This is a genomic window from Tunturibacter gelidoferens, from assembly GCF_040358255.1.
GTDB lineage: Bacteria > Acidobacteriota > Terriglobia > Terriglobales > Acidobacteriaceae > Edaphobacter > Edaphobacter gelidiferens.
Genome location: NZ_CP132938.1, coordinates 2,605,521 through 2,631,584, shown reverse-complemented (window position 1 = coordinate 2,631,584; position 26,064 = coordinate 2,605,521). Strand labels below are relative to the sequence as shown.

Genomic DNA, 26,064 nt, shown 5'->3' with positions numbered 1-26,064 from the left:
TTATGCCTGCGTATTTGGGTTGAAACCCGTCAAGGAATCAAAGACCGAATTGACCTCATTAAGTTGACTCGGGATTGACTGCAAAATCTGATTCGCAGCATTCAATTCATTCGTCAGCTGCGTCTTCTGCGTCGCCAGAATTGCGTTTTCGTTGGTAATATCCGCATTCAGCGCCGTCTCCTCACTGCTGTTCTGTTGCTGTGCAAGATAGATGGCTCCACTCGGCGCCTGCGTCCCGGCATTGTTCAGAGCGGTGGCCAACGTCTGGCCGAAACTTCCCGAGTTCTGCAAAAAGCCGGTCACGTCGGCCAGATTGGAGTTCAGAGCGCTGGTCAGGGTATCCGCACTCAGTGTCAGAGTTCCATCATTGTTGACACTGATTCCCAACTGGGTAATGTTGTTGATCGAACCACTTGCCGAACCGGAGAAGAGGGATCCCGTAATGGACTCCTGCAACTGAGCTATGATCGGACTTCCCAGGAGCGGCGAAGAGGTTCCCCCCGCGCCGCTTTGCTCCTGAGTATTTATGTCTCCTACCACCGTGTTATAGGCCGAAACAAAACTGCTTATCGCGGTTGCAATGTCCGTAGTGGCGTCCGTAATCTGTACCTGCACCGGGGTGGTAGAGGGCGCTAGCAGTTGAAATGTGACTCCGGGAATCGCGTTACTCACAGTATTGGACGAACTTGTAATCGATACTCCATCGACGGTCAGGTTGGCATCCTGTCCGTTCTCACCAGTCTGGAAGGTAATATTTCCCGAGGATGCGCCAGACAAAGAACCAGAGATGGTCAGCTGTCCCGCCGCTCCGCTGGTCCCACTTACAATCGAAAGCCGCGACCCGCTTGAGTCCGTGATCACGCTTGCGCTAACGCCGATCCCGGCGGAGTTGATCGCAGCAGAGAGAGACGCGAGTGTAGTGTCGTTATCGGTGCTGTCCACATTAAACGTGTGCCCCTGAATCGTCACACTCCCCGACAGCGTGTCGTTCGCGTTCGAAATAGAAGTAGACGCATCGGACGAGGTCTGCGCCAGTTGCCCGATAACGATCGTGTGACTTCCTGCCACCGCCGTCGAGCTCGCCGAGGTCAGGCTGAGCACGTCCGTATTCGAGCTCGACCCCTGTTTCTCGGCGAAGACACCCTCAAAATCCGTCAGCTTTTGCAAACTAGTAGAGAGGGTCGAAAGATCTGTTCCAAGCGAAGAGAGAACCGTATCCTGAGCCTTCAAGGCCGTAAGTTGATTCTGCCACGGAGTCTCAATGGCCTGGCTTGCCGCTTGAATCTGCGTCACCGTCGACGCCACGTCGAATCCCTGACCACTCGTCGCCGACCCGAAACTCAATCCAACAGTGCCCATGTCACCTTTCCGTTCTTCTTGCACGGTCAGGAAGCAAGCGCCTTGCCAGATCTGACCATCGAAGATTAGAAGCAGCTAACCCTCACAAAAACGAAAGAACGGCGGCCACGCCTCTTCGCGTGGCCACCGTCGCTTTCATCCGCTTATTGCAGCAGCTTCAGGATCTCCTGCTGTGAGCTGTTCGCCTGGGCAAGAGCGCTGATACCGGTCTGGCTCAGCACCTGGAACTTAGCCAGATCGCTCGTCGCCTGACCGAAGTTCGTCGCACGAATTGCGCTATTGGCAGAGGAGAGATTCACCTCTTCCGAGCTGGCAACGCTGGCAGCCGCGTTCAACTGGTTGATGTTGGCACCGATCGCGCCACGGTCGGCCGAAACGCCGGAGATCGCCGCGGTAATGGCGGTCAGCGTGGTCAGCGCCGAAGCCTGCGGCGTCGCGCCAGCCAGAGTGTCGGCAGCGGTGAAGGCTTGTCCCCCGATGCTTGTGGCAGTAAGTGCTGTCGCCGCCGCGGTGATGGTTGTGAGTCCGGTAGCCGTACCATCAGTGAGATTGAAAGTCGTTCCTGCTGCCTGATTGAAGACACCGGTACTGTTGAAGTTCGTGGTGCTACCGATGTTGCCGATCTCAGTCAGAATGCTCTGAAATTCGGTGTTGGCAGCAGTCGACTGAGCGGCAGTCAAACCACCGTTGGAAGCCTCGGTAGCAAGCGTAACCGCGCGATCGAGAAGGTTGGTCACCTGAGACAACGCACCGTCAGCGGTCTGCAGCAAGCCCACGCCGTTCTGTGCATTCTGTGCCGACTGGGTCAGCGCAGCTTGGTTGGCGGTAAGGCCGTCCGCGATCGAAAGGCCGGCCGCGTCGTCCGCGCCGCTGTTGATGCGCGAACCCGAGGAGAGCTGCTGGAGAACATTCTGAAGACTGTTCTGCGTCGAGTTGAGGTTGTTCTCAGCATAGGTTGCTGCAACGTTTGTAAGAATGCCCAAGGACATGTGGAAACGCTCCTGTACTGCTCGGTTTGAGTTACCGCGACGCCAGTCCCGGGTGTCCGACCGGCGAACTCACCTCCCTGCCGAAGCAGTCTGTGAGATCCGGTTCACCAAGCGGTAGGCTCCGCGTTCAAACCCCTCATCGGCGTCCCCCGCGCCGACTTTACGCAAATCTCATTTCGCTCCATCGTCATGGTCACCTGTCTCCTGCTCCCTATTGACCGTCACTTCTCTGCCGATGAGAGATCCGGGAGGAGTCCTCACACACATGATCGAACTGACACGCCTCAACGGTAGTCCTCTCGCCGTAAACTGTGACCTCATCAAATACGCCGAAGCCGCACCCGACACCGTCCTCACCTTAGTCACCGGCGAAAAGCTCGTCGTCCTCGAACCCTGCAGCGAGGTCTCGCAACTCACTCTCGAGTTCCGTGCCGCCGTTCTGCGCACGGCATGGCCCGAGGCTGCGCCCTCGGTCATCGCACGATCCGCCCACGATGCCGAACAGATTGTGCGCGAACAACAGCACAAGGCCTCGCACGAATAACCAACTTCATCCTGGAAGAGGAGACCCATGGACATCGCCAGCATTGGTGGCATCGCTCTCGCCCTCATCGGCATTCTCGCCGGCATGATGGTTGAAGGCGGCAGCATCGCCCAGATCACTCAGCCCACTGCGGCCATGATCGTCATCGGGGGCACTCTCGGCGCTGTCATGCTCCAGTTTCCGATGAACATCTTTCTCGCCGCCATCAAGGCCGTTGTAAAAGTCTTCCTCCACAAGGGCTCGAACGGCGAAGCCACGCTCGCTCAGATCGTAGCCTTCGCCAACAAGGCCCGCAGAAGCGGAATCGTCTCGCTCGATGCAGACCTCTCCACCGTCTCCGACCCCTTCCTCAGACAAGCTCTTATGCTCGCCGTTGACGGCACCGAACCCGCCGAAGTCCGCAAGATCATGCAGCTTGAACTCGACAACAAATCCGAGATCGAAGAAAAAATCCCCGCCGTCTTCGAGGCCGCCGGCGGCTACTCTCCCACCGTCGGCATCATCGGAGCGGTCCTCGGACTCATCCAGGTCATGAAGAACCTCTCCAACATCGATGAGGTTGGCCGTGGGATCGCCGTCGCCTTCGTCGCCACCATCTACGGCGTCGCCATGGCCAATCTCATCTGCCTCCCCGCAGCAGGCAAGCTCAAGTTTCGCCATCGCGAAGAACAGATGATCAAAGAGATGATGCTCGAAGGCGTCATCTCCATCCTCGAGGGCATGAACCCGCGCATGATCGAGACCAAGCTCCGCACCTACCTCTTCGACTCGCATCCACCCAAACCCGGCAAAGCCACAGAGGTTGGCGCATGAGCAAGAAGAAACATCCCGAACACGTCAACCACGAGCGCTGGCTGGTCTCTTACGCCGACTTCATCACGCTGCTCTTCGCCTTCTTCGTCGTCCTCTTCGCCTCCAGCCAGTCGGACAAGAAGAAACAGCTCAAGCTCTCCGAGGCGATGCAGACCGCCTTCACTCCCCTCGGCACCTTCGACGCCCACTCGAAGACTCCGCCGCTCACCGACATCAACGCCTCCGCCATCACCAACTCCATTCCCTCGCCGATCGTGCGGCCGCTTCCCTCAGCCAGTACCGAGACTCTCGAAGAAACCGAAGCCCGCCTCCGCAAACTCATCGCCCAGCAAGTCGCCGCCGGTGGCATCCCTCCCGGCGGCATCGCCATGCGCATCACCCCCGACGGCCTCGTCATCTCCCTCCATGAGGCCGGCTTCTTTCCCTCCGGCTCCGCAGAGGTCCGTCCGGCATCGATCCCCATGATCTCGATCCTTGCCACCACCTTGCCCGCAGGCCCACTCCGGGTCGAAGGCCACACCGACAACGTCCCCATCCACACCGCGCAGTTCGCCAGTAACTGGGAGCTCTCCACCACACGCTCCACCGCCATCGCGCGCCTTCTCCTCGAACACGGCCCCATCGACCCCGCCAACCTCGCCGCCGCAGGTTACGCCGAGTTTCACCCCGTCGCCAGCAACTCCACCGAAGACGGCCGCACCCACAACCGCCGCGTCGACATCATCCTTCTGCGAAAGCAGCCAGCTTCACAATGACAAGTTTTTGAGATCTCTTCCTCGCGACGCTTCGACTCGACCAGAAGATCCCTCCGACCGCTCAGCTTCAAGTCACACACCAATAAATGACCATGTCCGAAAACCGCTAGTTTGAGACTCTCAACATGCGAAACTTCGTACATGGAACTGCCCGACAAAGAGGCGTGCTACCGGGCTCTACAGAGCCGTGATCCGCGCTTCGACGGACTCATGTACGTCGGCGTCAAATCCACCGGAATCTACTGCCGCCCCGTCTGTCCGGCCCGCACCGCGAAAGTACGAAAACTGCACCTTCTATCCCTCCGCAGCAGCAGCACATGAAGCCGGCTACCGCCCCTGCCTGCGTTGTCGTCCGGAGACCGCACCCGAACTGGCTTCGTGGCGCGGAACCTCGAACACCGTCTCACGCGCGCTTGCGCTCATAGCCGACGGTGCCCTCGACGGCGAAGGCAAGACCGTAGACGCGCTCGCCGAACGTCTGGGCGTCGGCGAGCGTCACTTACGCAGACTCTTCCTTCAGCACCTCGGAGCCTCTCCAATCGCCGTAGCACAGACCCGGCGCGTGCTTTTCGCCAAGCATCTCATCCATGAAACCCGAATGCCCATGACCGAAGTTGCACTCGCCGCGGGCTTCAACAGCCTGCGCCGGTTCAACGAACTGTTTCAACAGCTCTTCCATCGCCCTCCCAGCGCACTCCGGCGAAAATCGTCCGTGAGCCGCCCAAATGCCTCGGCAGGTATCACTCTCCGCCTCCGCTATCGCCCGCCCTACGACTGGGAGTCCATGCTCACCTTTCTACAGGCGCGTGCCATTCCCGGTGTCGAAGTTGTAGAGAAGGGATGCTACCGGCGCACCGTTGAGATTGACGGATCAGTTGGGAGTATCGCCGTGACTCACCTGCCGCACCAACAGAGCCTCAGCGTAACCATCCACTTCACGTCCGTGCAGTCACTGCCTGCAATCGTAGCTCGGGTGCGTCGCCTCTTCGACCTCGGCGCGGACATCGAGACGATCGACGCACACCTCTCGCACGATCCGCAGCTCGCACCGTGGGTCGCGCTTCATCCCGGCCTGCGAGCGCCGGGAGGCTGGGATGGCTTCGAACTGGCTGTGCGCGCGATCCTCGGCCAACAGATTAGCGTCGCTGCGGCACGCAAGCTTGCAGGACAACTCGTCGCACTTCACGGCAAGCCGCTACCGAAAAACCCCAGCGCCTCTTCAGGTCTGACGCACACCTTCCCCACGGCGAAGCGTCTCGCCACCACAAAGTCACTAGGACTGGGCATGCCGGCTGCACGCTTAGTATCGTTGAAGGCACTGGCGCAGGCTGCCACCGATGACCCCAACCTCTTCCGTCCCTTTGGGACAATCGAAGAAGCCATCGCACGTCTGCGCACCATCCCCGGCATCGGCGAATGGACCGCCCAATACATCGCCCTCCGCGCCATCCGCGAGATGGACGCCTTCCCCGCATCCGACATCGGCCTGCTCCGAGGAGCAGCGAAGCTCGACGGAGCACCTACAACTCCAAAGTCTCTCCTTCATCGCGCCGAGTCGTGGAGACCGTGGCGCGCCTATGCGGCTCAGCACCTGTGGGCCGCCAACACCAACGAAATCCCGCACACCGAGGGAACACATGCCTGAACCTTTGAGCCTGCTAACAGATCGATTCGACACCCCGATCGGCGAGATCATCATCGTGGCCGATCATGACGGAAACCTACGCGCCGTTGAATGGACAGATCATGAAGAGCGCCTGCAAAAGTCCTTGCGGCTTCACTATGGTCGCAACGGGTTCAAGCTTGAGCCAGCCAATAATCCGTCTGGCTTATCCAACGTGATGAAGCGTTACTTCGCAGGAGAGCTTGCCGCGATAAACGAGCTCCCGGTACGCACAGCTGGCACGCCATTTCAACGCGAGGTCTGGCGCGCGCTGCGACAGATTCCACACGGCACAACCGTCTCCTATGGAAAGCTGGCCGAACAGATCGGCAGGCCTAAAGCCGTCAGAGCAGTCGGGCTCGCCAACGGCTCCAACCCCATCGGAGTGGTCGTCCCGTGTCACCGCGTCATCGGATCCAACGGCTCCCTCACAGGCTACGGCGGAGGCATCGAGCGCAAACGCTGGCTCCTGGAGCATGAAAACAAACACCAGCCCGCACACCTTACGCTAAAGCTCACTTGAGAATACAATCGCAACAGCAAAAAAATAATTCTTGGGACAAATGTATCCAACGCCCTCGCTTCTTCGTCAAACTTCACAACGATGAAAAAAGCTCTTCACCTCTTCGCAACGTTGCTCTGCCTCCTGACGATCGCCGTCAGCGCAGCGACCTGTGCAGAGCTTTCGCTACCGAAGCAATCCTCATGCGATCATTGCCCGAAACAGTCTCCGCTCGATCACCACTCTCCCGCCTGTTGTAGCGCGCAACAACAACAGCCGTCTGCGATCGTCTCCAAACCGGTCGAGCCGCAGGCCCAACTTCACGTTGTCGCCGTCTTCGCATCTTCCAATAAAATCTTCATCCCGCTAGACGCACCAGCCCCACGATGGGCCGCTCCACCGCCGCTTCCTCCCCGCACTCCGCTTCGAATCTGATTCTTTCTTGATCTAGCGCCGTGTCACAGCGTCCTCCCGCGCTGCCTCCCGACAACGCACGCCTCAAGATAAGGAATCTCCATGCGCTCCATCCTGCAAGCGGCCCTGCTTTCATCGTACTTTTTAGCTCCGCCTCTCGCCCTGTCCCAGACAGGTCAAAGTTCCATGCCTAACATGCCAGGCATGCAAATGGACTCCCCTCAAGCATCCACCACCGCGACGCCCTCCATGAAGATGAGCATGAACATGATGAAGCCGCCATCAAACCTCATCGACACCATCCTCAATCACACCACCTCCGGCACCAGTGCCGAACCCGCCTCCACTCCCGTCTCCATGATCATGCGCAACTATCGCGGCTGGATGCTCATGCTCCACGGCACCGCCTCCATCTCCGACACGCAACAGCACGCCACCTCCAACCCCACTGGCCCATACCCTGACACCTGCACGCAGTTCAACCTTCCCTGCGCCCCCCCCGTCACTCGCGGCGGCGACAAGCTCTTTTCCACCAACTGGATCATGCCCATGGCCATGCGCCAGCTAGGTTCCCACGGACAGTACGGCCAGCTCACCCTCCGCACCATGCTCTCGCTCGAACCCGCCACCATCAGCGCACGCAGCTACCCCGAACTCTTCCAGCAAGGCGAAACTGCCTTCGGCAAAGCCATCATCGACGGCCAGCATCCGCACGACTTCTTCATGGAGCTCGCCGCCCTCTACGACCTCCGTCTCGGCAAACAAACCCTCCTCAGCCTCTACGCCGCTCCCGTAGGCGATCCCGCCATCGGCCCCACCGCCTACCCGCATCGCCTCTCGGCCTCCGAAGATCCTATCGCCGCTCTCGGTCATCATCAGGAAGACTCCACCCACATCGCCTTCAACGTCTTCACTGGCGGCATCACCTGGCGCTGGCTTCGCTTCGAAGAGTCAGGCTTTCACGGCGCCGAACCCACCGAACAGCGCTGGGGCTTCCAACCCTCCCCCAACGGCCACGCCATCGACAGCTACTCCTCCCGCATCACCTACGCCCCCACAAAAAACTTGTCCGCCCAATACTCCATCGCCCACATCGTCAGCCCCGAAGCCCTCTATCCCAAAGAAGACCAGCAACGCCAAACCGCCTCCATCATGTACAACCTCCCCTTCGGCCGCTCAACGCCAGACGGCGGCCACGCCAACAACTGGTCAAATAGCCTCATCTGGGGCCGCACAAAATCCCTCACCGACAACAGCAAAGAAAACTCCTACCTCCTCGAATCGCTCCTGAAGTTCCGCACCCGCAACTACGTCTGGACCCGCATCGAAAACGCCGGCCGCTCCAACGAACTCCTCATCCCACCCGGCTCCCCCCTTCCACCCAACTTCACCGAATCCCCCATCGGCCACGTCGCCGCCTACTCCTTCGGCTACGACCGTGACTACCGTGTAGCCCCCCACCTCCTCGCCGCTCCCGGCGCACAGTTCACCACCTACACAACCCCCGGCGCACTCATCTCCACCTACGGAGCCCACCCCTTCGGCGTCGTAGCCTTCGTCCGCTTCCGCATCACCAGGTAACTGGCGCTCTTCATCCGCCCAAGGCCACTGCCTCGGCCTTTGCTTTTGTCGTTGCCTGTTCTTTTGTTGTCATCCCGTAGGGACCTGCGGTTGCCGTTGGCTTTTGTCGTTGCCTGTTCTTTTGTTGTCATCCCGCAGGGATCTGCGGTTGCCGTTGGCTTTTGTCGTTGCCTGTTCTTTTGTTGTCATCCCGCAGGGATCTGCGGTTGCCGTTGGCATTTGTCGTTGCCTGTTCTTTTGTTGTCATCCCGTAGGGATCTGCGGTTGCCGTTGGCATTAACGGCCATCGTCAGGAAACGTCAATGAGTTGACCCTGATACCACTGCAAAATCATCGTCACTCAAGTTCCAGCAAAGCCGCTAAAGTTATACCAATAGATCATGAATCTCTTCGTCGCCACCACCAACCCAGGCAAGCTTCGCGACTTCGCCGCCACAGCCTCTCCGCAAATCACACTCACTCCCCTACCCAACCTCAAACAAATCCCCGCACCCGCAGAAGACGAGCCCACCTTCGAAGGCAACGCCCGCATTAAAGCCATCTTCTACTCCCACCACGCCCCCGGCGAAATCGTCATCGCCGACGACTCTGGCCTCGAAGTCGACGCCCTCCACGGAGCGCCCGGCGTCCGCTCCGCCCGCTACGCCGATGATCACAACTTCTCCCCGAGAGACTTCCCCGACAACGTTCCTCACACCCCCGACGAGCGCAACAACCTCTATCTCCTCTCCAACCTCACCGGCATCCCTCTCACCGAGCGCAGCGCCCGCTACCACTGCGTCCTCGCCGCCGCACGCAACGGCCGCATCCTCGCCATCGGCCACGGAGCCGTCGAAGGCGAGATCCTCCCCGCCCCACGCGGCACCGAAGGCTTCGGCTACGACCCCCTCTTCTACCTCCCCGCTCAAAACAAAACCATGGCAGAGCTCGACCTAACCTCCAAGCTCACCTTCAGCCACCGCGGCCGAGCCTTCGCCGCCCTGCTCCCGCAACTGCTTCCACATGCTTGATAGACTTCCTGCATGCTACCCACTCTCTACATCGATCACCTCGTCTTCCGCGTCGAAGACTTAGAACCGACAGCAAAGTTCTATCGCGCACTCCTCGGCGAACCCACCGCACAAGGCAAAGACTTCCTGGTTTACAAGATCGGTGACGCCACCCTTTTCTTCACACCCTCCGCCAGACCCTCCGCCCCCTACAACAAAGAGTTGCCCGGCCTGAACCATCTCGCCCTCGGAGTTCATGATCCCGCCGACCTCCGCAAAATCGAGGATCACCTCAACAACTCCGGCCTCAAACACAGCGGAATCGGCATCGACTCCCACGGCGGCAAAGAGTACATCTGGTTCAACGACCCCAACGGATTCCGCCTCGAGTTCTACTGCCGCCCAGCGTCGGAATAAAGCCTCGCAAGAATCAGAAGCACACCGGTAATCGACGCGATGCGACTTAATCGCACAAACATAACGATAACCGCACAAATTCAAGCACTTTCCTTGACGCTGATAATCCCCGGGCGGAATAATCGCCCAGCTGCACTTTTCCATCTCTCCAGAGTGCATTCGTCACGAATCCACGAATTCAAGGAGCCCTCATGGCCACCGCCGCCCCGCCAGCACCTCCTGCCGCGCCCCCCAGCGCGTCCAAGCTCAAAGGCGTGCAGCCCCTCCGCGCCGGCCAGGGCCACTCCTTCCTCTGGCACAAGCTCCACTCCCTCTCCGGCATCGTCCCCATCGGCGCCTTCCTCGTCGAGCACATCATCTCCAACTTCGAGACCCTCAACGGCCCCCTCGCCTACGCCCAGCAGGTCAAGTTCCTCAACTCCCTCCCGCTGGTACGCGTTCTCGAGTGGGCCTTCATCTTCATCCCCCTCGCCTTCCACGCCCTCTACGGACTCTTCATCGCCTTCCGCGGCCGCGTCAGCGTCAACGTCTACCCTTGGGCCTCCAACTGGATGTACCTCTCCCAGCGCATCACCGGCATCATCGCCTTCTTCTATATCGTCCAGCACGTCTGGCGACAGCGCTTCAGCGGCATCTCCCTCCCCGATAACCCCGGCGCAGCCTTCCATAAAGTACAGGTTGAACTTTCGAACCCCTGGATGCTCGCCATCTACGTCATCGCGATGATCGCCACCACGTGGCACTTCGCCTACGGCATCTGGCTCTTCGCCGCCAAGTGGGGCATCACCCCCGGCGAAAAGGCTCGCAAGAAATTCGGCTACGTCTGCACCGCCTTCGGCCTTGCTCTCTGCATCATGGGCCTCGCCAGCATCTACGCCGTCGTCTACATGTACCCGAACGCTCCCGTCGACGTAATGCCCGCCCAACCGGCCGGCATAGCCCTACCCGCCCCAACAGTCCCACCACCAAATTCAACAAACCCAGACCAACCGGGCGAGGTTCGGTAAAGCTGCTTGGCTATTGGATTGATTGATCAATTCTTCGTTCCTGTTTGAATTTTCAGATCGTTCGTAAAGCTGAAGGCAATCATGATGTTTCAAGGGATGTTTCGTTCTAAGGTCAAATGGGCCAGTCTTTCGTTGGTCGCCCTGTCACTCGCCGGCCTGTGCAGTCTCTATCAGGTGATGTTCGACGTATGGATGACAGCGTACCCGTATGCAAATCCAACCGAATGGCGAGCGCGATTTTATATCCGGCTGACGACGACCATCGTGATCGGATTCTTATGGAGCTTCGTTGCTCTGTGGTTGTTTCGACAAAGACATAGATAATCAGATTTCACTAGGAAGAAGCTCATGGCAGCAACACCCAGAATCATCGTAGTAGGCGGCGGACTAGCCGGACTAGCCGCCGTCATTAAGATCGCCGAAGCGGGCGGCAAGGTCGACCTCTTCTCCATCGTCCCCGTCAAGCGCTCCCACTCCGTCTGCGCCCAGGGAGGCATCAACGCCGCCAAGGACCTCAAAGGCGAGGGCGACTCCGTCCTCAAGCACTTCGACGACACCATCTACGGCGGCGACTTCCTCGCCAACCAGACCCCCGTCAAAAACATGACCGCCCAGGGCCCCGCCATCATCGACCTCCTCGACCGCATGGGCGTCCCCTTCAACCGCACCCCCGAAGGCCTCTTGGACTTCCGCCGCTTCGGAGGCACCCTCTACCAGCGCACAGCCTTCGCCGGAGCCACCACCGGCCAGCAGTTGCTTTACGCACTGGATGAGCAAGTAAGAAGATACGAAGCTGAAGGCAAAGTCACCAAGTACGAAGGCTGGGAGTTCCTCTCCGCCGTCCTCGGCTCCAAGGGCGAAGCCCGAGGCATCTGCGCCATGGACCTCCGGTCGATGGAAACGAGAACATTTCCGGCGGATGCAATTATCATCTGCACCGGAGGCAACGGAGCCATCTTCGGAAAGTCCACCAATTCAGTAGTTTGCACCGGATCAGCTCAATCAGCACTTTACCAACAGGGAGCCTTCTACGCCAACGGCGAATTCATCCAGGTCCACCCCACCGCCATCCCCGGCGAAGACAAGCTCCGCCTCATGTCCGAGTCCGCCCGAGGCGAAGGCGGTCGCGTGTGGGTCCCCAAAGACAAGAACGACAAGCGCGTAGCCCGCTCCATCCCCGAGTCCGATCGCTGGTACTTCCTCGAAGATTGGTACCCCAAGTACGGCAACCTCGTCCCCCGCGACGTCGCCACCCGCGCCATCTTCAAAGTCGTCTACGAGCACGGCATGGGCATCGATGGCCAGCCCATGGTCTACCTCGACCTCACCCACCTCCCCAAGGAACGCCTCAACAAACTGGAAGGCATCCTCGAGATCTACGAGAAGTTCGTTGGCGACGACCCCCGCGAAGTCCCCATGAAGATCTTCCCCGGCATGCACTACACCATGGGCGGCCTCTGGGTCGACTTCGACCAGCGCACCAACATCCCCGGCGTTTATGCAGCCGGAGAAGCAGATTATTCGATTCATGGCGCCAATCGACTCGGCGCCAACAGCCTCCTCTCCTGCATCTACGGAGGCTTCGTCGCCGGCCCCCACGCCCTCGCCTACGCCAAAGCCCTTCCCGCACAAGAGGGTGACGGTGGCCACGCCGCCGAACTCGCCCGCCAGAAGGAGTTCAACAACGCCCTGCTCAACAACAAGGGCACCGAAAACCCCTTCAAGCTCTGGCGCGAACTCGGCGAAACTATGACCAAGCACGCCACCATCATCCGCTACAACGCCGGCCTCGACGAAGCCGACGCCAAGATCGTCGAACTCCTCGAGCGCTACGAGAACGTCAACCTCTCCGACAAGAGCCAGTGGGCCAACACCAGCTTCGCCTTCACCCGCCAGCTCTGGAACATGCTCCAGCTGGGCCGCGTCATTGTCCAGGGCGCACGCCTCCGCGACGAGTCCCGCGGAGCCCACTACAAACCCGACTTCCCCGACCGCAACGACGAAAAGTTCCTCAAGACCACCAAAGCCAGCTTCAAAGACAACGCCCCCGCCTTCGAGTTCGAAGAAGTAGACATCAGCCACATCACCCCACGCCCCCGCCGCTACGACGCCACCGCCTGACAAACGCCCTAAGATCCTGATCAACCCCGCTCATAGCCTGACAAACACCGTCCTAAACAGATGCCAGCCTACCCACAAAAATCGTCATCTCGACCGAAGGTGGCGCACTTTGCCGCCGAAGCGGAGAGACCCCCGTATTTGTCCTTGCCGTTGCCTGTTCTTTTGTTGTCCTTGCCGTTGCCTGTTCTTTTGTTGTCCTTGCCGTTGCCTGTTCTTTTGTTGTCATTCCGCAGCGCAGCGGAGGAATCTGCTTTTCGCCTCGTCGCTGCACCACAGTGGCAGCCAGCAACAAAAAGACCCAACACGACGGATCTCCCTAAAACCCGCCAACACCGTCTAACCGGGCATGGAAAACATCACTTTCGTCTACATAGGCCTTGCCCTCGTATACGCAGCGGTCATGACGTATATGTATCTCTACACCACGCACCTTCACCCCAACGAGCGGACCATGGCCCTCAAAGGCCGTCTTCCGATCAGCAAAGAAGAGGGCATAGCGGTCGCCACTCTGGAGAAAGAACGCCTGCACAAAACCGGCAGCTTCTAATCCACGCCTCGCCGACTGCAGCCCGCATCACCAAACGCCTCCAGCTAACCCCCACGCCGAAGGCACAGGATATGTGCAGGCCCTAAGGAGCAGTCGCATGCCCAGCACCATCAAAGTCGAGATCAAGCGCCAGTCCACCCCGGACGCCCCCTCCACCACCGAAAAATTCGAGATTCCCTATCGCCCGGGCATGAACATCACCTCGCTCCTCGGCGAGATCGCGCTCAACCCCGTCGACGTCTCCGGCCGCGCCACCACGCCTATCACCTACGATGCCAACTGCCTCGAGGAGATCTGCGGCTCCTGCGCCATGCTCATCAACGGCAAAGCCCGCATGGCCTGCTCCGCCTTGGTCGACAAGCTCACCGGACCAAATCGGGATCAGCCCATCACCCTCGCCCCGCTCTCGAAGTTCCCCGTAGTCCGCGACCTCGCCGTAGACCGCTCCGTCCTCTTCGAAAATCTCAAGAAGGTCCAGGCCTGGGTTCCCATCGACGGTTCGTACGATCTAGGAGCTGGGCCACGCCAAGCTCCTCAAATCCAGGAGCAGCGCTACCCCCTCTCGAACTGCATCTCCTGCACCATCTGCATGGAGGTCTGCCCCCAGTTCAACGACGTCACCAACTTCGTCGGCGCCGCCACCATCGCCCAGGCCAAGCTCTTCAACATGGACCCCTCCGGCGCCGTCCTCAAAGAAGAACGCCTCCGCGCCCTAGCCGGAGACGGCGGCATCCAGGAGTGCGGCTTCGCGCAAAACTGCGTTCAGGCCTGCCCCAAACAGCTCCCCCTCACCGAAGCCATCTCCGACATGGGCCGCGACGTCTTCATCCAGCAAGTCAAAGACCTCTTCGCAAGATAGGATGTAGATTGAATCACCCTCTGATGCCGCGATCGCTTAGGAGTATAGGTTCTCTAGTCGTTTTCCTGCTTCTTCCGTCTCTGGCACGACCAGAGTCATTGCAAGATAATCCCGCAGCTGCGGCGCCACCAACGGCTTCTCAATCACAACCGCTGGAAATCGCTAAAATTGGAAAAGACGTTTCAGCACCTGTTTTGATTCATTCAACCAATCCAAACATCCCAAAATCTGTTCACAAAGCGAAGCTTAATGGTTTTGTGATTGTGAACTTCTATGTGGAACCTGACGGAACAACGAGCAACGTTCACATTTACCGCACCATCATCAAAGGAGCTAATAGCCCTGATCAAAGTGCTGTGAAAGAACTCGAACAGTCAGCTATCGGTGCTGTTCAAAGCTACAAGTTCAAACCTTCCAGAAAAAACGGGCAGCCGGTTCGCGTCGAACTCAACGTTCAGATCCACTTCGAAAGCTAGCCGGATGTTCTAGATCGCCATCTCACACATGCGCACTCTTTTTCGACTTGGTTGTCTCTCACTCCTCTTCGGCGCACTCTCCTACACAGCCTTCGTCATGACCGACGGCAGAGGCTCATGGCCCAGCACACCAAAGTACCTGGTCGTCCTGGGCATGTACGGCTTTACCGCACTCGGCGTCGCCCTCCTGATCGCAGTATGCCTAGCAAGACTAATCAGCTTCTCTCGCTCCAACAAATAGCCGGGTGCTCCATCCATCGCAGTCTCTTCGTGATGGGATGGAAAGGTAAAATCCCACCTCGCTCGCGTCAAAATACAAGCCACTCAACCGCACCATAAGCGTCAAACCGATAAGCTCGTATCAGGAGAAAAAATGATCCAACTAGCAGACGCCCGCCGCATCATCGCCGCCGCCGAAAAGAAGGCCGAAGAACTAGGCCAGCCCATGAACGTAGCCGTAGTCGATGAAGGCGGAAACCTCATCGCCTTCGAGCGCATGGCCAACGCCTGGCTCGGCTCCATCGACATCGCGCAGAAAAAAGCCTGGACCTCCCGCGCCTTCGACATCACCACCAAAGACCTCGGCGACAACTCCCAATCCGGAAACCAGTTCTTCGGTATCCACGCCTCAAACGACGGCAAAGTCATGATCTTCGCCGGCGGCATCCCCCTCAAGCAAGAAGGAAAGGTAGTTGGAGCCATCGGAGTAAGCGGAGGCTCAGGAGTCCAGGACCACGCCGTAGCCGAAGCCGGCGCAGTGGCTCTCTAAACAAGCGTCCAAATAAAGACGGAGACGCCCCGCCGGCCCGCGGGGCATCTCCGTCTCGTTACTGCTCAGCCAAGAAACTACTTCGAAAAGATCGAGTTCGCCGGAGTCGTCTCTTCGTTCGAGTGAATCCGGTTCTGAGCGCGTTTGGCGCTTTCCATCGCAGCATGATCCATCTTCTGCTGATCGGTCTTGCCGACCTCTGTCGCGGTGCTCTCATCTTCAATCGCTTCGTGGGAAGGACGTGCTCCGGTCTTCGAAGAATTCATACCCTGTGCCATACATCACCTCTCCATAGACAGATGGCATCGCACTGCCTCTAGGTTGCTCCGACGCCCAAGCCTTACGGACGTCAAAAAAATAAAAAACTTCGAAAACCTTGGCGCATTTTTCGTCCCTCAAAAATGTGGTGCAACAACACTACGTTAGCCACACAATTCACCACAACCACACCACAAAAACACCACACCAATCAGTCACTTTTTTCAAAATCCCCCGCAAAAAACGCATTTTGCCACGCGCAAAAAAATAACAAAAACCGCACCGCAAAATCCTAAGCAGACCAAAACCATCCCCTTGCTACAATCGGCTATCCCATGACTGAAAGAGTGGCGACCCAACATGCACAAACGCGGCATCTTCGTCTCTGCCCTGCTCCTCCTCACCCTGCAAGCCCACACCCAAACAAAATCCCAAACAAATTCAATGACTGATCCCGCCGCCGTCCATCAATCCTCCATCGTCATAGACACTCACGCCGACACCCCTCAACGATTCGTCGACGAACACTGGGACTTCACCGATCCCCTCAACGGCGGCATGCTGAACTACGAAAGCGCGAAACAAGGCAACCTCGACGCGCAGTTCTTCTCCATCTGGGTCGACCCCGGCCAATACCCCGCCAATGCCAGCGCCCACCGCACTCTCTCCCTCATCGACGGCACCCTCGAGCAGGTCCGCAAACACCCCGACAAACTAGCCCTCTGCGTCTCCGCCGACGACATCATCGCCACACACGCACAAGGAAAATTCGCCGTCCTCATGGGCATCGAGGGCGGCCACTCCATCGAAAACGATCTCGGCCTTCTCCGCGACTACTATCGCCTCGGCGTCCGCTACATGACCCTCACCTGGTCCAACACCAACAACTGGGCTGACTCCTCAGGCGACATCGAGGACGAAAAAGTCCACCACCACAACGGCCTCACTCCTTTCGGTAAACAGGTCGTCGCCGAGATGAACCGCCTCGGCATGATGGTCGACATCTCCCACGTCTCCGACAAAACCTTCTGGGACGTCATCGCCACCACGCACACTCCAGTCATCGCATCGCACTCCTCCGCCCGCGCTCTCACACACGCCGCCCGCAACATGACCGACGAGATGCTCCTCGCCATGAAGAAGAACAACGGTGTAGTCATGGTCAACTTCTTCCCCGCCTTCATCGACGAAGACTGGCGCAAAGCCTGGGCCGCGCAGGAGCCCGAGCGCAAGAAAGCCCAGGAAGCCCTCGCCGTCCAATATAAAGCCAAGGGCCTCCCCGTCCCCTACACCGCCTCCGACAAGGTCGACCGCGAGTTCGCCGCAAAGATCGGCCGCGCGCCTTTCAACTCACTCATCGATCACTTTGATCACGTCATCAAGATCGCCGGCATCGACCACGTTGGCATCGGCACCGACTTCGACGGCATCCCAGTCCCACCCGCCGGGATCGACTCCGCTGCCGATCTGCCCAAAATTACCGCAGCCCTCATGGCTCGCGGCTACACTGCCGACGACATGCACAAACTACTCGGAGGCAACATGCTCCGCGTCTTCCGCGAGGTGCAAGCCGCCTCCGATCACAACCCATAGTCAATTCGAGCAGTCAGAAGCTAGATTTTCTCAGCGATCAAACTAATCTTGTGAATCTTCGGAGCCTCCGAAAACAGCGTCTCCGCATTCGCCATCAACGCCTTCGCAATCTCCCCATTCAGATGAGCATCGCGCCCTGCTTCATCGTTGAAGGTGTCGAACACGCCAAAAAACCCACCTTTATCTTCCTGGAACCCATACCAGTGCACGGTCCCGGCCTCTTCCTTTGCCATCTCCGCACCTTTCTTCAGGAAAGCCTCGACATCCGCTTCTTTCCCCGGTTTCGCCTTCAACTCCGCATACAACGCAAACTTCGCCATCTCAAAATCCTCCTGCCAGTGAGATGCCGAAATTCAAACTCCGTTACAAGCTTATGCATCTGAGTCGCAAGAGGTACCACATGCGTCGAGACAAACCATCTGTCCTAAGAGGAATCGTCACAGGAATCGCTGCGGGTATCACCGCGACCCTCATCATGGATCAGTTTCAAAAGCTCGTTGCAGCAGGCCAAAAAGTTGCTGAGAAGCAGATTAAACTGACCCAGGGAGAGCCGGAAGACAAGATCGTCCATGATCAACAGCAACAGGAACGCCAGGCCGCTCAACAAGAGGGCTCAACTGAAATCGTTGCTCGTAAGATCGCGGAAGTTTCGGGAACCCAACTCGACGACGAAAAAAAGAAAGCCGCCGGCCAGGCCGTTCACTACACCTTTGGCACGCTGATGGGAGTCGTTTATAGCGTCTCGGCGGAACTCCTTCCCGAAGTCACCACCGGCGCCGGAACCGCCTTCGGCACTCTTCTCTTCCTCGCCGCAGACGAAGTCGCCGTGCCCGCCCTCCAACTCTCGCCGTCTCAGACAGACACTCCAGCCACCGACCATCTCCAACACTGGGCCGCGCACGTCGTCTACGGGGGCTGTCTGGAACTCATGCGCAGCCTCATTCGACGCATTCTGTGATCACACCCACATTGCCCCCACCGCCCGTCTGCGTTAGCCTGTTTATTGGAGCTACAAACCGCATGATGCTTCGTACTCTCGCACTCTCCCTGGCCCTCGCCGCATCCGCCCAGGCGCAGTCGACCCCACCGCCCCCCGCCGACGCTCTACCCGACGCCCCCAGCACCACCAACAACATCAAGGCCCCCGTCGTCCCCACCGGCCCCACCGCCGTCATCGACACCACCATGGGCCGCCTCACCTGCAAACTCTACGACAAGCAAGCCCCCGTCACCGTCGCCAATTTTATAGGCCTGGCCGAGGGCAGCAAAGACTGGACCGATCCCAAGACCCTCCAGAAGATGCACCATCAGCCCTTCTACAACGGCACCACCTTCCACCGAGTCATTCCCAACTTCATGATCCAGGGCGGCGACCGCGTCGGCGACGGCACCGGCGATCCCGGCTACTTCTTTCAGGACGAGATCGACCCCGACCTCACCTTCGACCAGGCCGGTCTCCTCGCCATGGCCAACGCCGGCCCCGGCCCCTCAGGCGGTGGCACCAACGGCTCGCAGTTCTTCATCACGGAAACCGAAGTCCCGCAACTCAACGGCAAACACACCATCTTCGGCCAGTGCGACGCCCACACCGCTCTGCTCGTAGCCTCCATCGCGCGCGTCGATCGCAACTCGAGCGACAAGCCACTCACCCCGGTCGTTATCAATCGCGTCACCATCGTGCGCGACGGCCAGCCCATGCCTCCGCTCCCGGTGGCATCCACAGCGGCGCCTGCAGCACCTGCGACACCAGCTACCGCTGCCGCCCCGCCCAAATAACCTTCCGGCCTCCGCGATCTAAACGGAAACGCCTCTCTGCTAACAAAGCAATCAACCTGTCACCGCAAGGAGATTTCGAAATGCCCACCAAACCTGGCACCTACGCCACATTCAAGACCACCGAAGGAACCGTCGTCTGCGAGCTCTTCGAGAAGGACGCGCCCGACACCGTCGCCAACTTCATCGGCCTCGCCGAAGGCACCAAGGAGTGGAACAGTCGCAGCAAGAAGGGCGCAAAGCTCTACGACGGAACCATCTTCCACCGCGTCATCCCCCAGTTCATGATCCAGGGCGGCGACCCCGAAGGCACCGGCATGGGCGGCCCCGGCTACAAGTTCGCCGACGAGACCAAGGGCTCCAGGCACGGCTTCCAGGAAAAAGGAAAGCTAGCCATGGCGAACGCCGGCCCCAACACCAACGGCAGCCAGTTCTTCATCACCGTCGCCGACACCAGCTGGCTCACCGGCAAGCACACGATCTTTGGCGAAGTAGTCGAAGGCTACGACATCGTCGAAAAAATCTCCAAGGTCAGTAAAGACGGCATGGACCGCCCCAAAACCCCAGTCGTCCTCGAGTCCGTCACCATCGAACGTATCGCCTAACCAACAGCTCGCAATCCAACAAAAGGCCCGCTCACAAGAGCGGGCTTTTCTCATGAAGCAACACCATCGGCAACGCATGATATCTTCACTTACCAAGAAGCCTATGGACACATCGACGGACACCTTCTATGACGATTTGGCCGACCACTACCATCTCATCTTCAAGGATTGGAGCCAAAGCATCGAGAGACAGGCAGCAACTCTCGGCCCGTTGTTGGAGCGATATACAACTCAAGTCGCGCCTCGAGTTCTGGACTGTGCCTGTGGAATAGGAACTCAAACCCTCGGCTTATCCATGCGAGGCCATAGCCTCGTTGCCTCTGATCAAAGTCGAGCCTCCGTCGCACGCGCAGCAAGAGAAGCCAGCCTTCGAGGACTGAAGATTCAGTTTCACGTAGCGGACATGCGTGATCTCAGTCCCATCCCTGAAGAAAACTTTGATGTCGTTCTAGCCGCAGACAATGCGCTACCCCACCTGCTCCTCAGAGAAGATCGCGATCAGGCATTACGCGAGATAGCTGGCAAACTGAGACCCGACGGCATAGTGGTAGCGACGATTCGAGACTACGATCACCTGATTCAAACACGTCCGTCCATACAAGCCCCCTCAATGTACGGACCAAGAGGCCAGCGCCGCATCGTTCATCAGGTCTGGGATTGGGACGGCGAGGAATACGACGTCCATCTCTATCTCTCCTTCGAAAGATCAGCACAATGGACGGTAAAGCATTACGTCTCCCGTTATCGCGCCTTACTCCGAAACGATCTCTCCACCTCTCTTCACGATGCCGGCTTCACCACGATTCAGTGGCTTGAACCCGCAGAGACAAAGTTCTATCAGCCTGTCCTCATCGCAAGAAAGTAAAGAGTGCTCACCTCATCCTGGGCATGATTCAAAAAAGAGCGGTCCGTTTTAGCGGGCCGCTCTAAACGTTCTGACTTCGCAGCAGCGCTCTTACGCCACCCCAATCACAGTGCAAAGCTCCTTCACCGAATCAGCACTCTTCTGCAGCGCCGCCTGCTCCTCCGGCGTCAGCTTGATCTCAATAATCTGCTCGAGTCCCTTCGCCCCAAGCTTGCAAGGCACGCCAACATATAAGCCCGTGATCCCGTACTCTCCCTGCAGATAAGCCGCACAAGGCAAAATCTTCTTCTTATCCTTCAGGATCGCCTCAACCATCTCCACCGCCGCAGCGCTCGGGGCGTAGTAAGCCGAACCTGTCTTTAGGTGTTTCACAATCTCCGCGCCGCCATTGGCCGTACGCGTCTCCAACTCCTTCAACCGATCCGGCGCAATCAACTCCGTAATCGGAATTCCCGCCATCGTCGAGTACCGCGACAGCGGCACCATCGTATCGCCATGGCCCCCCAGCACAAACGCCGTCACATTCTCCACCGAAACCTTCAACTCCTCCGCGATAAACGTCCGGAACCGAGCCGAATCCAAAACACCAGCCATCCCAATCACGCGCTCACGCGGAAACCCAGCCTGCTTGAACGCGGTCTGCGCCATTGCATCCAGCGGATTCGACACCACAATGATGATCGTATTCGGCGACGCCTTCACCACCTCGCCCACCACCTTCGACATAATCCCATGATTCGTCGTCAGCAGATCGTCGCGACTCATCCCCGGCTTGCGCGCAATCCCCGCCGTAATCACCACCACATCGGAGTTCGCCGTATCCGCATAATCGTTGGTCCCGATAATGCTGCAGTCTCGCTTCTCAATCGGCATCGCCTGCAGCAGGTCGAGCGCCTTCCCCTGCGGCACCCCCTCGACAACATCCAGCAACACCACATCCGCAAGCTCCTTCGCCGCAATCCAGTGCGCAGCAGTCGCTCCCACGTTACCTGAACCAACAATAGTTACCTTCTTCCGCATCATCTCTCCTTATCGCGTCGCGTACCGCTATCACTCTCTATTCTAGAGTCGACCCGCGGGCTTCGCGTTCAATATCGCCCACGCCGAACGAATACCGCACACTCCCCAAGACAAACAAAATGGGGACAGCTTAGAAACTGCAAGCCATCCCCACCCTTTACTACATGTTCTCGATCATGCGCGTCGCAAACTCGCTCGTCTTCGCCTTCGTCGCACCCTGCATCCCGCGCTCGAAGTCGTACGTCACGAACTTCTGCCCAATCGTCTTCTCCATCGAGCTTTCGATCAGCCTCGCCGCCTCGGTCCATCCCAGAAAATCAAACAGCATCACGCCCGAAAGAATCACCGACCCAGGATTGATCACATCTTTGTCCGCATACTTCGGAGCCGTGCCGTGTGTCGCTTCGAACACTGCGTATCCATCGCCGATATTCCCACCCGGCGCAATTCCCAACCCGCCGACCTGGGCCGCAGCAGCATCCGAAATATAATCTCCATTCAGATTTGTCGTCGCCAGCACGCTGTAGTCCTCAGGCCGCAAAATAATCTGCTGAAAGATCGAGTCCGCAATCCGATCGTTGATCAGTATCTTCGTCTTCCACTTGCCGCCGCCGTGCGACTCACCAATCGAAGCCAGAACCGACTTCACCTCAGCGATCACCTCTTCACCAAACTCCTTGGCCGCAAACTCAATGCCCGGCTCAATCAGTGCAGCGTTCTCCTCCGGCGTCAGCTTAGGATTCGCCTCGACGTTACCCAGAATCCAACTCTCGCGCTCTGTCACCGTCTGCTCACGAAACTCCTGCGAAGCAACCTCATACCCCCACTCGCGGAAGGCCCCTTCGGTGAACTTCTGAATATTTCCTTTATGCACCAGCGTCACGGTCTTGCGTTTGTTATCGAGCGCATACTGAATCGCCGCTCGCACCAGTCGTTTCGACCCCGTAATCGAGATCGGCTTCACCCCCACACCCGAGTCCAGCCGAATCTTCTTCTTGGTCCCCTTCAGCATGTCGTCGTTCACAAACGCGATGAACTTGTCAGCCTCAGGCGTACCCTGCCGAAACTCGATCCCCGCATAAATGTCCTCCGTATTCTCCCGGAAGATCACCACATTCAACTTCTCCGGATGTTTCACCGGGCTCGGCACACCCGCGTAGTACTTCACCGGCCGCACACACTGGTAAAGATCCATCAACTGCCGCAGCGCCACATTCAAGCTGCGAATCCCACCACCCACCGGCGTCGTCAGTGGCCCTTTGATCGACACGCGAAAATCCACTGTAGCTTTCACCGTGTCATCAGGCAACCAGTTCTTCGTCTGGCGATAAGCCTTCTCCCCTGCCAGCACCTCATACCACGCCACTGACCGCTTCCCGCCATAAGCCTTCGCCACGGCCGCATCGAACACTCGCTGCGAAGCCTTCCAGATATCTCGCCCCGTCCCATCTCCCTCGATAAACGGAATAATCGGATGGTCGGGAATCGTAAACTTCCCGTTGCTGTACTCGATCGCCTGCCCATTCGCCGGCACTGGAATCCCGTTGTAGCTCGTTTGCATCGTCATCGTCTCCGCAGAAGAAATCGAAGACCGAGGCTACCATCCACGCAAGACGAGTGGCAACCGGTATGCGGCACACGCGTGCGTTTATCGAACAAGATAATAATCCACCGTCGACACCACGCGCACCTTCTTCATGATGCTCGCGTCCGAGCTTGGCATGCCTGAGCCGCCTTCATCCTGTGCGACGACCCCTTCCTCAATTCCACCCGCAGGCGAGATTGAGAACACTCCCTGATTCGCCGAACGAATCGACCCCACCTGACTTCCCGAATCCGCCGCAAACCGATCCGCTGAAGCCCGCGCATTCCTCGTCGCCTCTGTAATCATGTCCGGCTTCAACGCATTCAGCCCCGTAAATTCATACCGAATCCCACCCTGCCCGTTCCCTCCACCAACTACGATCCCCGCCTGCACCAGCTCCGCCGTCTTCTGCCCCGCCTTCGCAATCCTGTCCACGTCCTTCGACTGCACCGTCACCGTCTGCTCCACAATGTATCGCGGCCCGGTATTAGTCCCGCCGTATTCATTCGCCAGCTTGTCCGTTACCTTAATCTGCCCCACCGAAATCTCGTTCGGTTGCACTCCCTGCGTCGCAAAGAACTTCAACACCGAATTCTTATCTGTCTCACTCTTCGCAAATACCTGCGGCAGATCGTTCCCCGCCTCCTTGAAGCTCACCGGCCAGATCGCAGTATCCGACTTCACCGTCCGCTCCACGAGCCCCTTCACCGTCACATACCGATCCCCCAGCTTCAGGTCTTTGATCTGCGACCCGAGCACCCACCCACCCACCACCAGCCCCAGCAGCAAACAAACTCCAACCACCGCCGCAGGAGCAAACAACGAAGACCGTTCCGTATCCAGAGAGAAACCCTCCATCCGCACAACAGCAGCAGAATGCAGCAGCCCACCTCTCATGTCAACGCAAAACACAGCAACGCAAAAGAAAAGCCCCCGCAGTATTGCGAGGGCCTTCTGTCTTTAGGAATTCTGCCGACCTAGAAGATATTCCAGAGCAGCTGATTATAAACATCGTGATGAAACTGCACCTCGGGCGCCTTCACGATCGTCCCCAGCAGCCGCGCACAGCGATCCGCCGAGGCCTGCTTCAGATCCGCGTACCGAGCCTTCACATCCTCGCCCAGCAACGTCGTCGTCCACTCCGCCGCACGGAAGTTCTCCAGCGCCGTGTAGACATTGTCCGGCAGATACCTCTCCGCCTGACGCAGGTTCTTGATCTTCGAAGTCTCCCCATGTAAACCGCTCTTGAAGATCGAGTACAGCACCAGGTAAGGATTCGCATCTGGCCCAACCGAACGAACCTCCACACGCGCCGACTTCTCATTCCCAATCGGAATCCGAACCATCGACCCGCGATCGGTAGCCGAAGCCTTGATCTGGTTCGGCGCCTCAAAGTGAGGATCGAGCCGGCGATATGCGTTCACACTCGCATTCAGCAGCAGGCAAATATCATTGCCATGCGTCAAAATGCGATCCGTAAACTGCCACGCCATCTTCGAGATCTTCTCCTCACCCTTCGGATCCCAGAAAAGATTCTTCCCGCCCTTGGTGATCGAAATATTCGTATGCATGCCGCTGCCGTTCACGCCGACAACCGGCTTCGGCAGAAAGCTCGCGGTCATTCCCATCTGTGTCGCAACCTGCCGGCAGATCAGCTTGTAGAGCTGAATCTGGTCCGCAGCTGCAACCACCTCACCATAGCTATAGTTAATCTCAAACTGCGAAGGCGCAACCTCAGGATGGTCCTTCTCATTCTCGAAGCCCATCGCGCGCTGAACTTCAGCCGTCGTGTCGATGAACTCCCGTAGCGGATCCCCGGGGAGCGAGTGATAGTACCCGCCCTTGTTCACATACTCGAAGCTCCCCGTATCGTGATAGCTCCGCTCAGCGTCGATGCCTTCAAACAGAAACCCTTCAATCTCATTCGCCGCATTCAACGTGTAGCCGTTCTTATCGAACAGCTCCTGCGAAAACTGCTTCAGCACCCCGCGAATATCAGCGCTGTACGTCGCGCCGTTCTTATCGATCACCTCGCCGAACACCATCACCTTGCCCGCGCCAAACACATCCGCCGGCACCCAGTAAAACGCGCTCCAATCGATCCCCAGCCGCAGATCGCTCTCCCGCTGCGCCGTAAATCCGCGAATCGACGAGCCGTCAAACGTCAGGTTGTCATAGCTCTTCACCAGGAACTTCTTGTCGTAGTCCAGCATGTGCAGACGGCCTTCGAGATCGCTGAACAACACCGTCACGGCCTTGATCCGCCTCTCATCGGTCAGGTACTTCAACCGCTCTTCACGAATCACATCGGCCGCAACCCGGTTCCTGCGCTGCTCCTTCGCCGCAAGGTTCAGGTCCTCGAGTTCGCCATACGAAAGCTCCAGAAAATCACGAAATTCGCTCAAAATAACACTCCTTCTGCAATGAGATACACGTCCTGCTGCAACCGCTGGGAAAGATGTTTTTAGGTGATTGGAAGAGGGCGTGCCCGACCGTGATCTGACCGCTCTATCAATCAAAAGTAACAGAAAATTCACCGGCAATAAAGCAAACTTCGCCA

Annotated in this window: 29 protein-coding genes and 1 pseudogene; 22 read left to right on the top strand and 8 right to left on the bottom strand. The window is 58.3% G+C overall.

The genetic code is table 11. The features are described from left to right. Positions 1–1,359 (bottom strand): flagellar filament capping protein FliD, encoded by a 1,359-nt coding sequence (gene fliD, locus RBB81_RS11705; RefSeq protein ID WP_183789056.1) that lies wholly within the window; start codon positions 1,357–1,359, stop codon positions 1–3. Between the two features lie 143 nt (positions 1,360–1,502). Next, positions 1,503–2,348 carry a flagellin gene (locus RBB81_RS11700; RefSeq protein WP_179582080.1) on the bottom strand — a complete coding sequence of 282 codons (846 nt, stop codon included), beginning with the start codon at positions 2,346–2,348 and terminating at the stop codon, positions 1,503–1,505. A 265-nt stretch (positions 2,349–2,613) separates the two neighbouring features. Between RBB81_RS11700 and RBB81_RS11695 the strand changes: the two genes are divergently transcribed. The 17 genes and pseudogenes from RBB81_RS11695 (at position 2,614) to RBB81_RS11615 (ending at position 15,805) form a co-directional block, all read left to right on the top strand. After that, complete coding sequence (locus tag RBB81_RS11695; protein ID WP_179582079.1) at positions 2,614–2,892, top strand: flagellar FlbD family protein; 279 nt, start codon at positions 2,614–2,616, stop codon at positions 2,890–2,892. 27 nt (positions 2,893–2,919) lie between these two features. Continuing rightward, on the top strand, positions 2,920–3,705 hold the full coding sequence (locus RBB81_RS11690) for a flagellar motor protein (protein ID WP_179582078.1): 786 nt from the start codon (positions 2,920–2,922) through the stop codon (positions 3,703–3,705). Then, the gene (locus RBB81_RS11685; protein ID WP_353073818.1) at positions 3,702–4,460 is read left to right on the top strand and encodes a flagellar motor protein MotB; all 759 of its coding nucleotides are present in this window, start codon (positions 3,702–3,704) and stop codon (positions 4,458–4,460) included. The genes RBB81_RS11690 and RBB81_RS11685 overlap by 4 nt, the downstream gene beginning before the upstream one ends. 141 nt (positions 4,461–4,601) lie before the next feature. Further along, the gene (locus RBB81_RS11680; RefSeq protein WP_353073923.1) at positions 4,602–4,781 is read left to right on the top strand and encodes an Ada metal-binding domain-containing protein; all 180 of its coding nucleotides are present in this window, start codon (positions 4,602–4,604) and stop codon (positions 4,779–4,781) included. Beyond that, positions 4,777–5,103, top strand: a pseudogene (locus RBB81_RS11675) (helix-turn-helix domain-containing protein); the annotation flags it as partial. The gene RBB81_RS11680 and the pseudogene RBB81_RS11675, both read left to right, overlap by 5 nt. Before the next feature lie 141 nt (positions 5,104–5,244). Beyond that, positions 5,245–6,105, top strand: coding sequence for a DNA-3-methyladenine glycosylase family protein (locus RBB81_RS11670; RefSeq protein WP_353073922.1), 861 nt, complete (start codon positions 5,245–5,247; stop codon positions 6,103–6,105). Continuing rightward, entirely contained in the window at positions 6,098–6,646 is a 549-nt protein-coding gene (ogt, locus tag RBB81_RS11665) for a methylated-DNA--[protein]-cysteine S-methyltransferase (RefSeq protein ID WP_353073817.1), read from the top strand. The genes RBB81_RS11670 and ogt overlap by 8 nt, the downstream gene beginning before the upstream one ends. A gap of 603 nt (positions 6,647–7,249) precedes the next feature. Continuing rightward, complete coding sequence (locus RBB81_RS11660) at positions 7,250–8,620, top strand: hypothetical protein (RefSeq protein WP_353073816.1); 1,371 nt, start codon at positions 7,250–7,252, stop codon at positions 8,618–8,620. A 380-nt stretch (positions 8,621–9,000) separates the two neighbouring features. Next, a complete protein-coding gene (locus tag RBB81_RS11655) occupies positions 9,001–9,630 on the top strand; it encodes a non-canonical purine NTP pyrophosphatase (protein WP_353073815.1) in 630 nt (209 codons plus the stop codon). A gap of 12 nt (positions 9,631–9,642) precedes the next feature. Beyond that, positions 9,643–10,026 (top strand): VOC family protein, encoded by a 384-nt coding sequence (locus RBB81_RS11650; RefSeq protein WP_353073814.1) that lies wholly within the window; start codon positions 9,643–9,645, stop codon positions 10,024–10,026. A gap of 191 nt (positions 10,027–10,217) precedes the next feature. Then, complete coding sequence (locus RBB81_RS11645) at positions 10,218–11,033, top strand: succinate dehydrogenase (RefSeq protein WP_353073813.1); 816 nt, start codon at positions 10,218–10,220, stop codon at positions 11,031–11,033. Positions 11,034–11,381: 348 nt separating this feature from the next. Continuing rightward, the gene (gene sdhA, locus RBB81_RS11640; protein WP_353073812.1) at positions 11,382–13,154 is read left to right on the top strand and encodes a succinate dehydrogenase flavoprotein subunit; all 1,773 of its coding nucleotides are present in this window, start codon (positions 11,382–11,384) and stop codon (positions 13,152–13,154) included. A gap of 346 nt (positions 13,155–13,500) precedes the next feature. Then, positions 13,501–13,701, top strand: coding sequence for a hypothetical protein (locus RBB81_RS11635; protein WP_179582068.1), 201 nt, complete (start codon positions 13,501–13,503; stop codon positions 13,699–13,701). 97 nt (positions 13,702–13,798) lie between these two features. Further along, positions 13,799–14,560, top strand: a complete 762-nt coding sequence (sdhB, locus tag RBB81_RS11630; RefSeq protein ID WP_353073811.1) for a succinate dehydrogenase iron-sulfur subunit — start codon at positions 13,799–13,801, stop codon at positions 14,558–14,560. A gap of 98 nt (positions 14,561–14,658) precedes the next feature. Beyond that, positions 14,659–15,036 carry an energy transducer TonB gene (locus RBB81_RS11625; RefSeq protein ID WP_353073810.1) on the top strand — a complete coding sequence of 126 codons (378 nt, stop codon included), beginning with the start codon at positions 14,659–14,661 and terminating at the stop codon, positions 15,034–15,036. A gap of 28 nt (positions 15,037–15,064) precedes the next feature. After that, positions 15,065–15,277, top strand: coding sequence for a hypothetical protein (locus RBB81_RS11620; protein ID WP_179582064.1), 213 nt, complete (start codon positions 15,065–15,067; stop codon positions 15,275–15,277). Between the two features lie 132 nt (positions 15,278–15,409). After that, a complete protein-coding gene (locus RBB81_RS11615) occupies positions 15,410–15,805 on the top strand; it encodes a GlcG/HbpS family heme-binding protein (protein ID WP_353073809.1) in 396 nt (131 codons plus the stop codon). Positions 15,806–15,882: 77 nt separating this feature from the next. Here RBB81_RS11615 and RBB81_RS11610 read toward each other — a convergent pair whose 3' ends face one another. Then, complete coding sequence (locus tag RBB81_RS11610; RefSeq protein ID WP_353073808.1) at positions 15,883–16,083, bottom strand: hypothetical protein; 201 nt, start codon at positions 16,081–16,083, stop codon at positions 15,883–15,885. 340 nt (positions 16,084–16,423) lie between these two features. On the opposite strand from RBB81_RS11610, the gene RBB81_RS11605 reads away from it, so the two are divergent. Next, positions 16,424–17,656, top strand: coding sequence for a dipeptidase (locus RBB81_RS11605; protein WP_353073807.1), 1,233 nt, complete (start codon positions 16,424–16,426; stop codon positions 17,654–17,656). A 20-nt stretch (positions 17,657–17,676) separates the two neighbouring features. Here RBB81_RS11605 and RBB81_RS11600 read toward each other — a convergent pair whose 3' ends face one another. After that, positions 17,677–17,976 carry a putative quinol monooxygenase gene (locus RBB81_RS11600; RefSeq protein WP_353073806.1) on the bottom strand — a complete coding sequence of 100 codons (300 nt, stop codon included), beginning with the start codon at positions 17,974–17,976 and terminating at the stop codon, positions 17,677–17,679. Between the two features lie 80 nt (positions 17,977–18,056). Between RBB81_RS11600 and RBB81_RS11595 the strand changes: the two genes are divergently transcribed. From RBB81_RS11595 to RBB81_RS11580, 4 genes are all read left to right on the top strand, one after another. Further along, positions 18,057–18,614 (top strand): DUF1440 domain-containing protein, encoded by a 558-nt coding sequence (locus RBB81_RS11595; RefSeq protein ID WP_179582060.1) that lies wholly within the window; start codon positions 18,057–18,059, stop codon positions 18,612–18,614. 62 nt (positions 18,615–18,676) lie between these two features. Then, positions 18,677–19,432 (top strand): peptidylprolyl isomerase, encoded by a 756-nt coding sequence (locus RBB81_RS11590; RefSeq protein WP_353073805.1) that lies wholly within the window; start codon positions 18,677–18,679, stop codon positions 19,430–19,432. A gap of 80 nt (positions 19,433–19,512) precedes the next feature. Beyond that, on the top strand, positions 19,513–20,034 hold the full coding sequence (locus tag RBB81_RS11585) for a peptidylprolyl isomerase (protein ID WP_353073804.1): 522 nt from the start codon (positions 19,513–19,515) through the stop codon (positions 20,032–20,034). 103 nt (positions 20,035–20,137) lie between these two features. After that, complete coding sequence (locus RBB81_RS11580; RefSeq protein ID WP_353073803.1) at positions 20,138–20,899, top strand: class I SAM-dependent methyltransferase; 762 nt, start codon at positions 20,138–20,140, stop codon at positions 20,897–20,899. 90 nt (positions 20,900–20,989) lie between these two features. On the opposite strand, the gene mdh is transcribed toward RBB81_RS11580, so the two are convergent. The 4 genes from mdh to RBB81_RS11560 form a co-directional block, all read right to left on the bottom strand. After that, positions 20,990–21,919, bottom strand: a complete 930-nt coding sequence (gene mdh, locus RBB81_RS11575; protein WP_179583536.1) for a malate dehydrogenase — start codon at positions 21,917–21,919, stop codon at positions 20,990–20,992. Between the two features lie 160 nt (positions 21,920–22,079). Beyond that, positions 22,080–23,480 carry an NADP-dependent isocitrate dehydrogenase gene (locus RBB81_RS11570; RefSeq protein WP_179583534.1) on the bottom strand — a complete coding sequence of 467 codons (1,401 nt, stop codon included), beginning with the start codon at positions 23,478–23,480 and terminating at the stop codon, positions 22,080–22,082. Between the two features lie 87 nt (positions 23,481–23,567). Further along, positions 23,568–24,401 (bottom strand): SIMPL domain-containing protein, encoded by an 834-nt coding sequence (locus RBB81_RS11565; RefSeq protein ID WP_353073802.1) that lies wholly within the window; start codon positions 24,399–24,401, stop codon positions 23,568–23,570. An 80-nt stretch (positions 24,402–24,481) separates the two neighbouring features. Beyond that, complete coding sequence (locus tag RBB81_RS11560) at positions 24,482–25,912, bottom strand: glutamine synthetase family protein (protein WP_353073921.1); 1,431 nt, start codon at positions 25,910–25,912, stop codon at positions 24,482–24,484. Positions 25,913–26,064 lie beyond the last annotated feature (152 nt).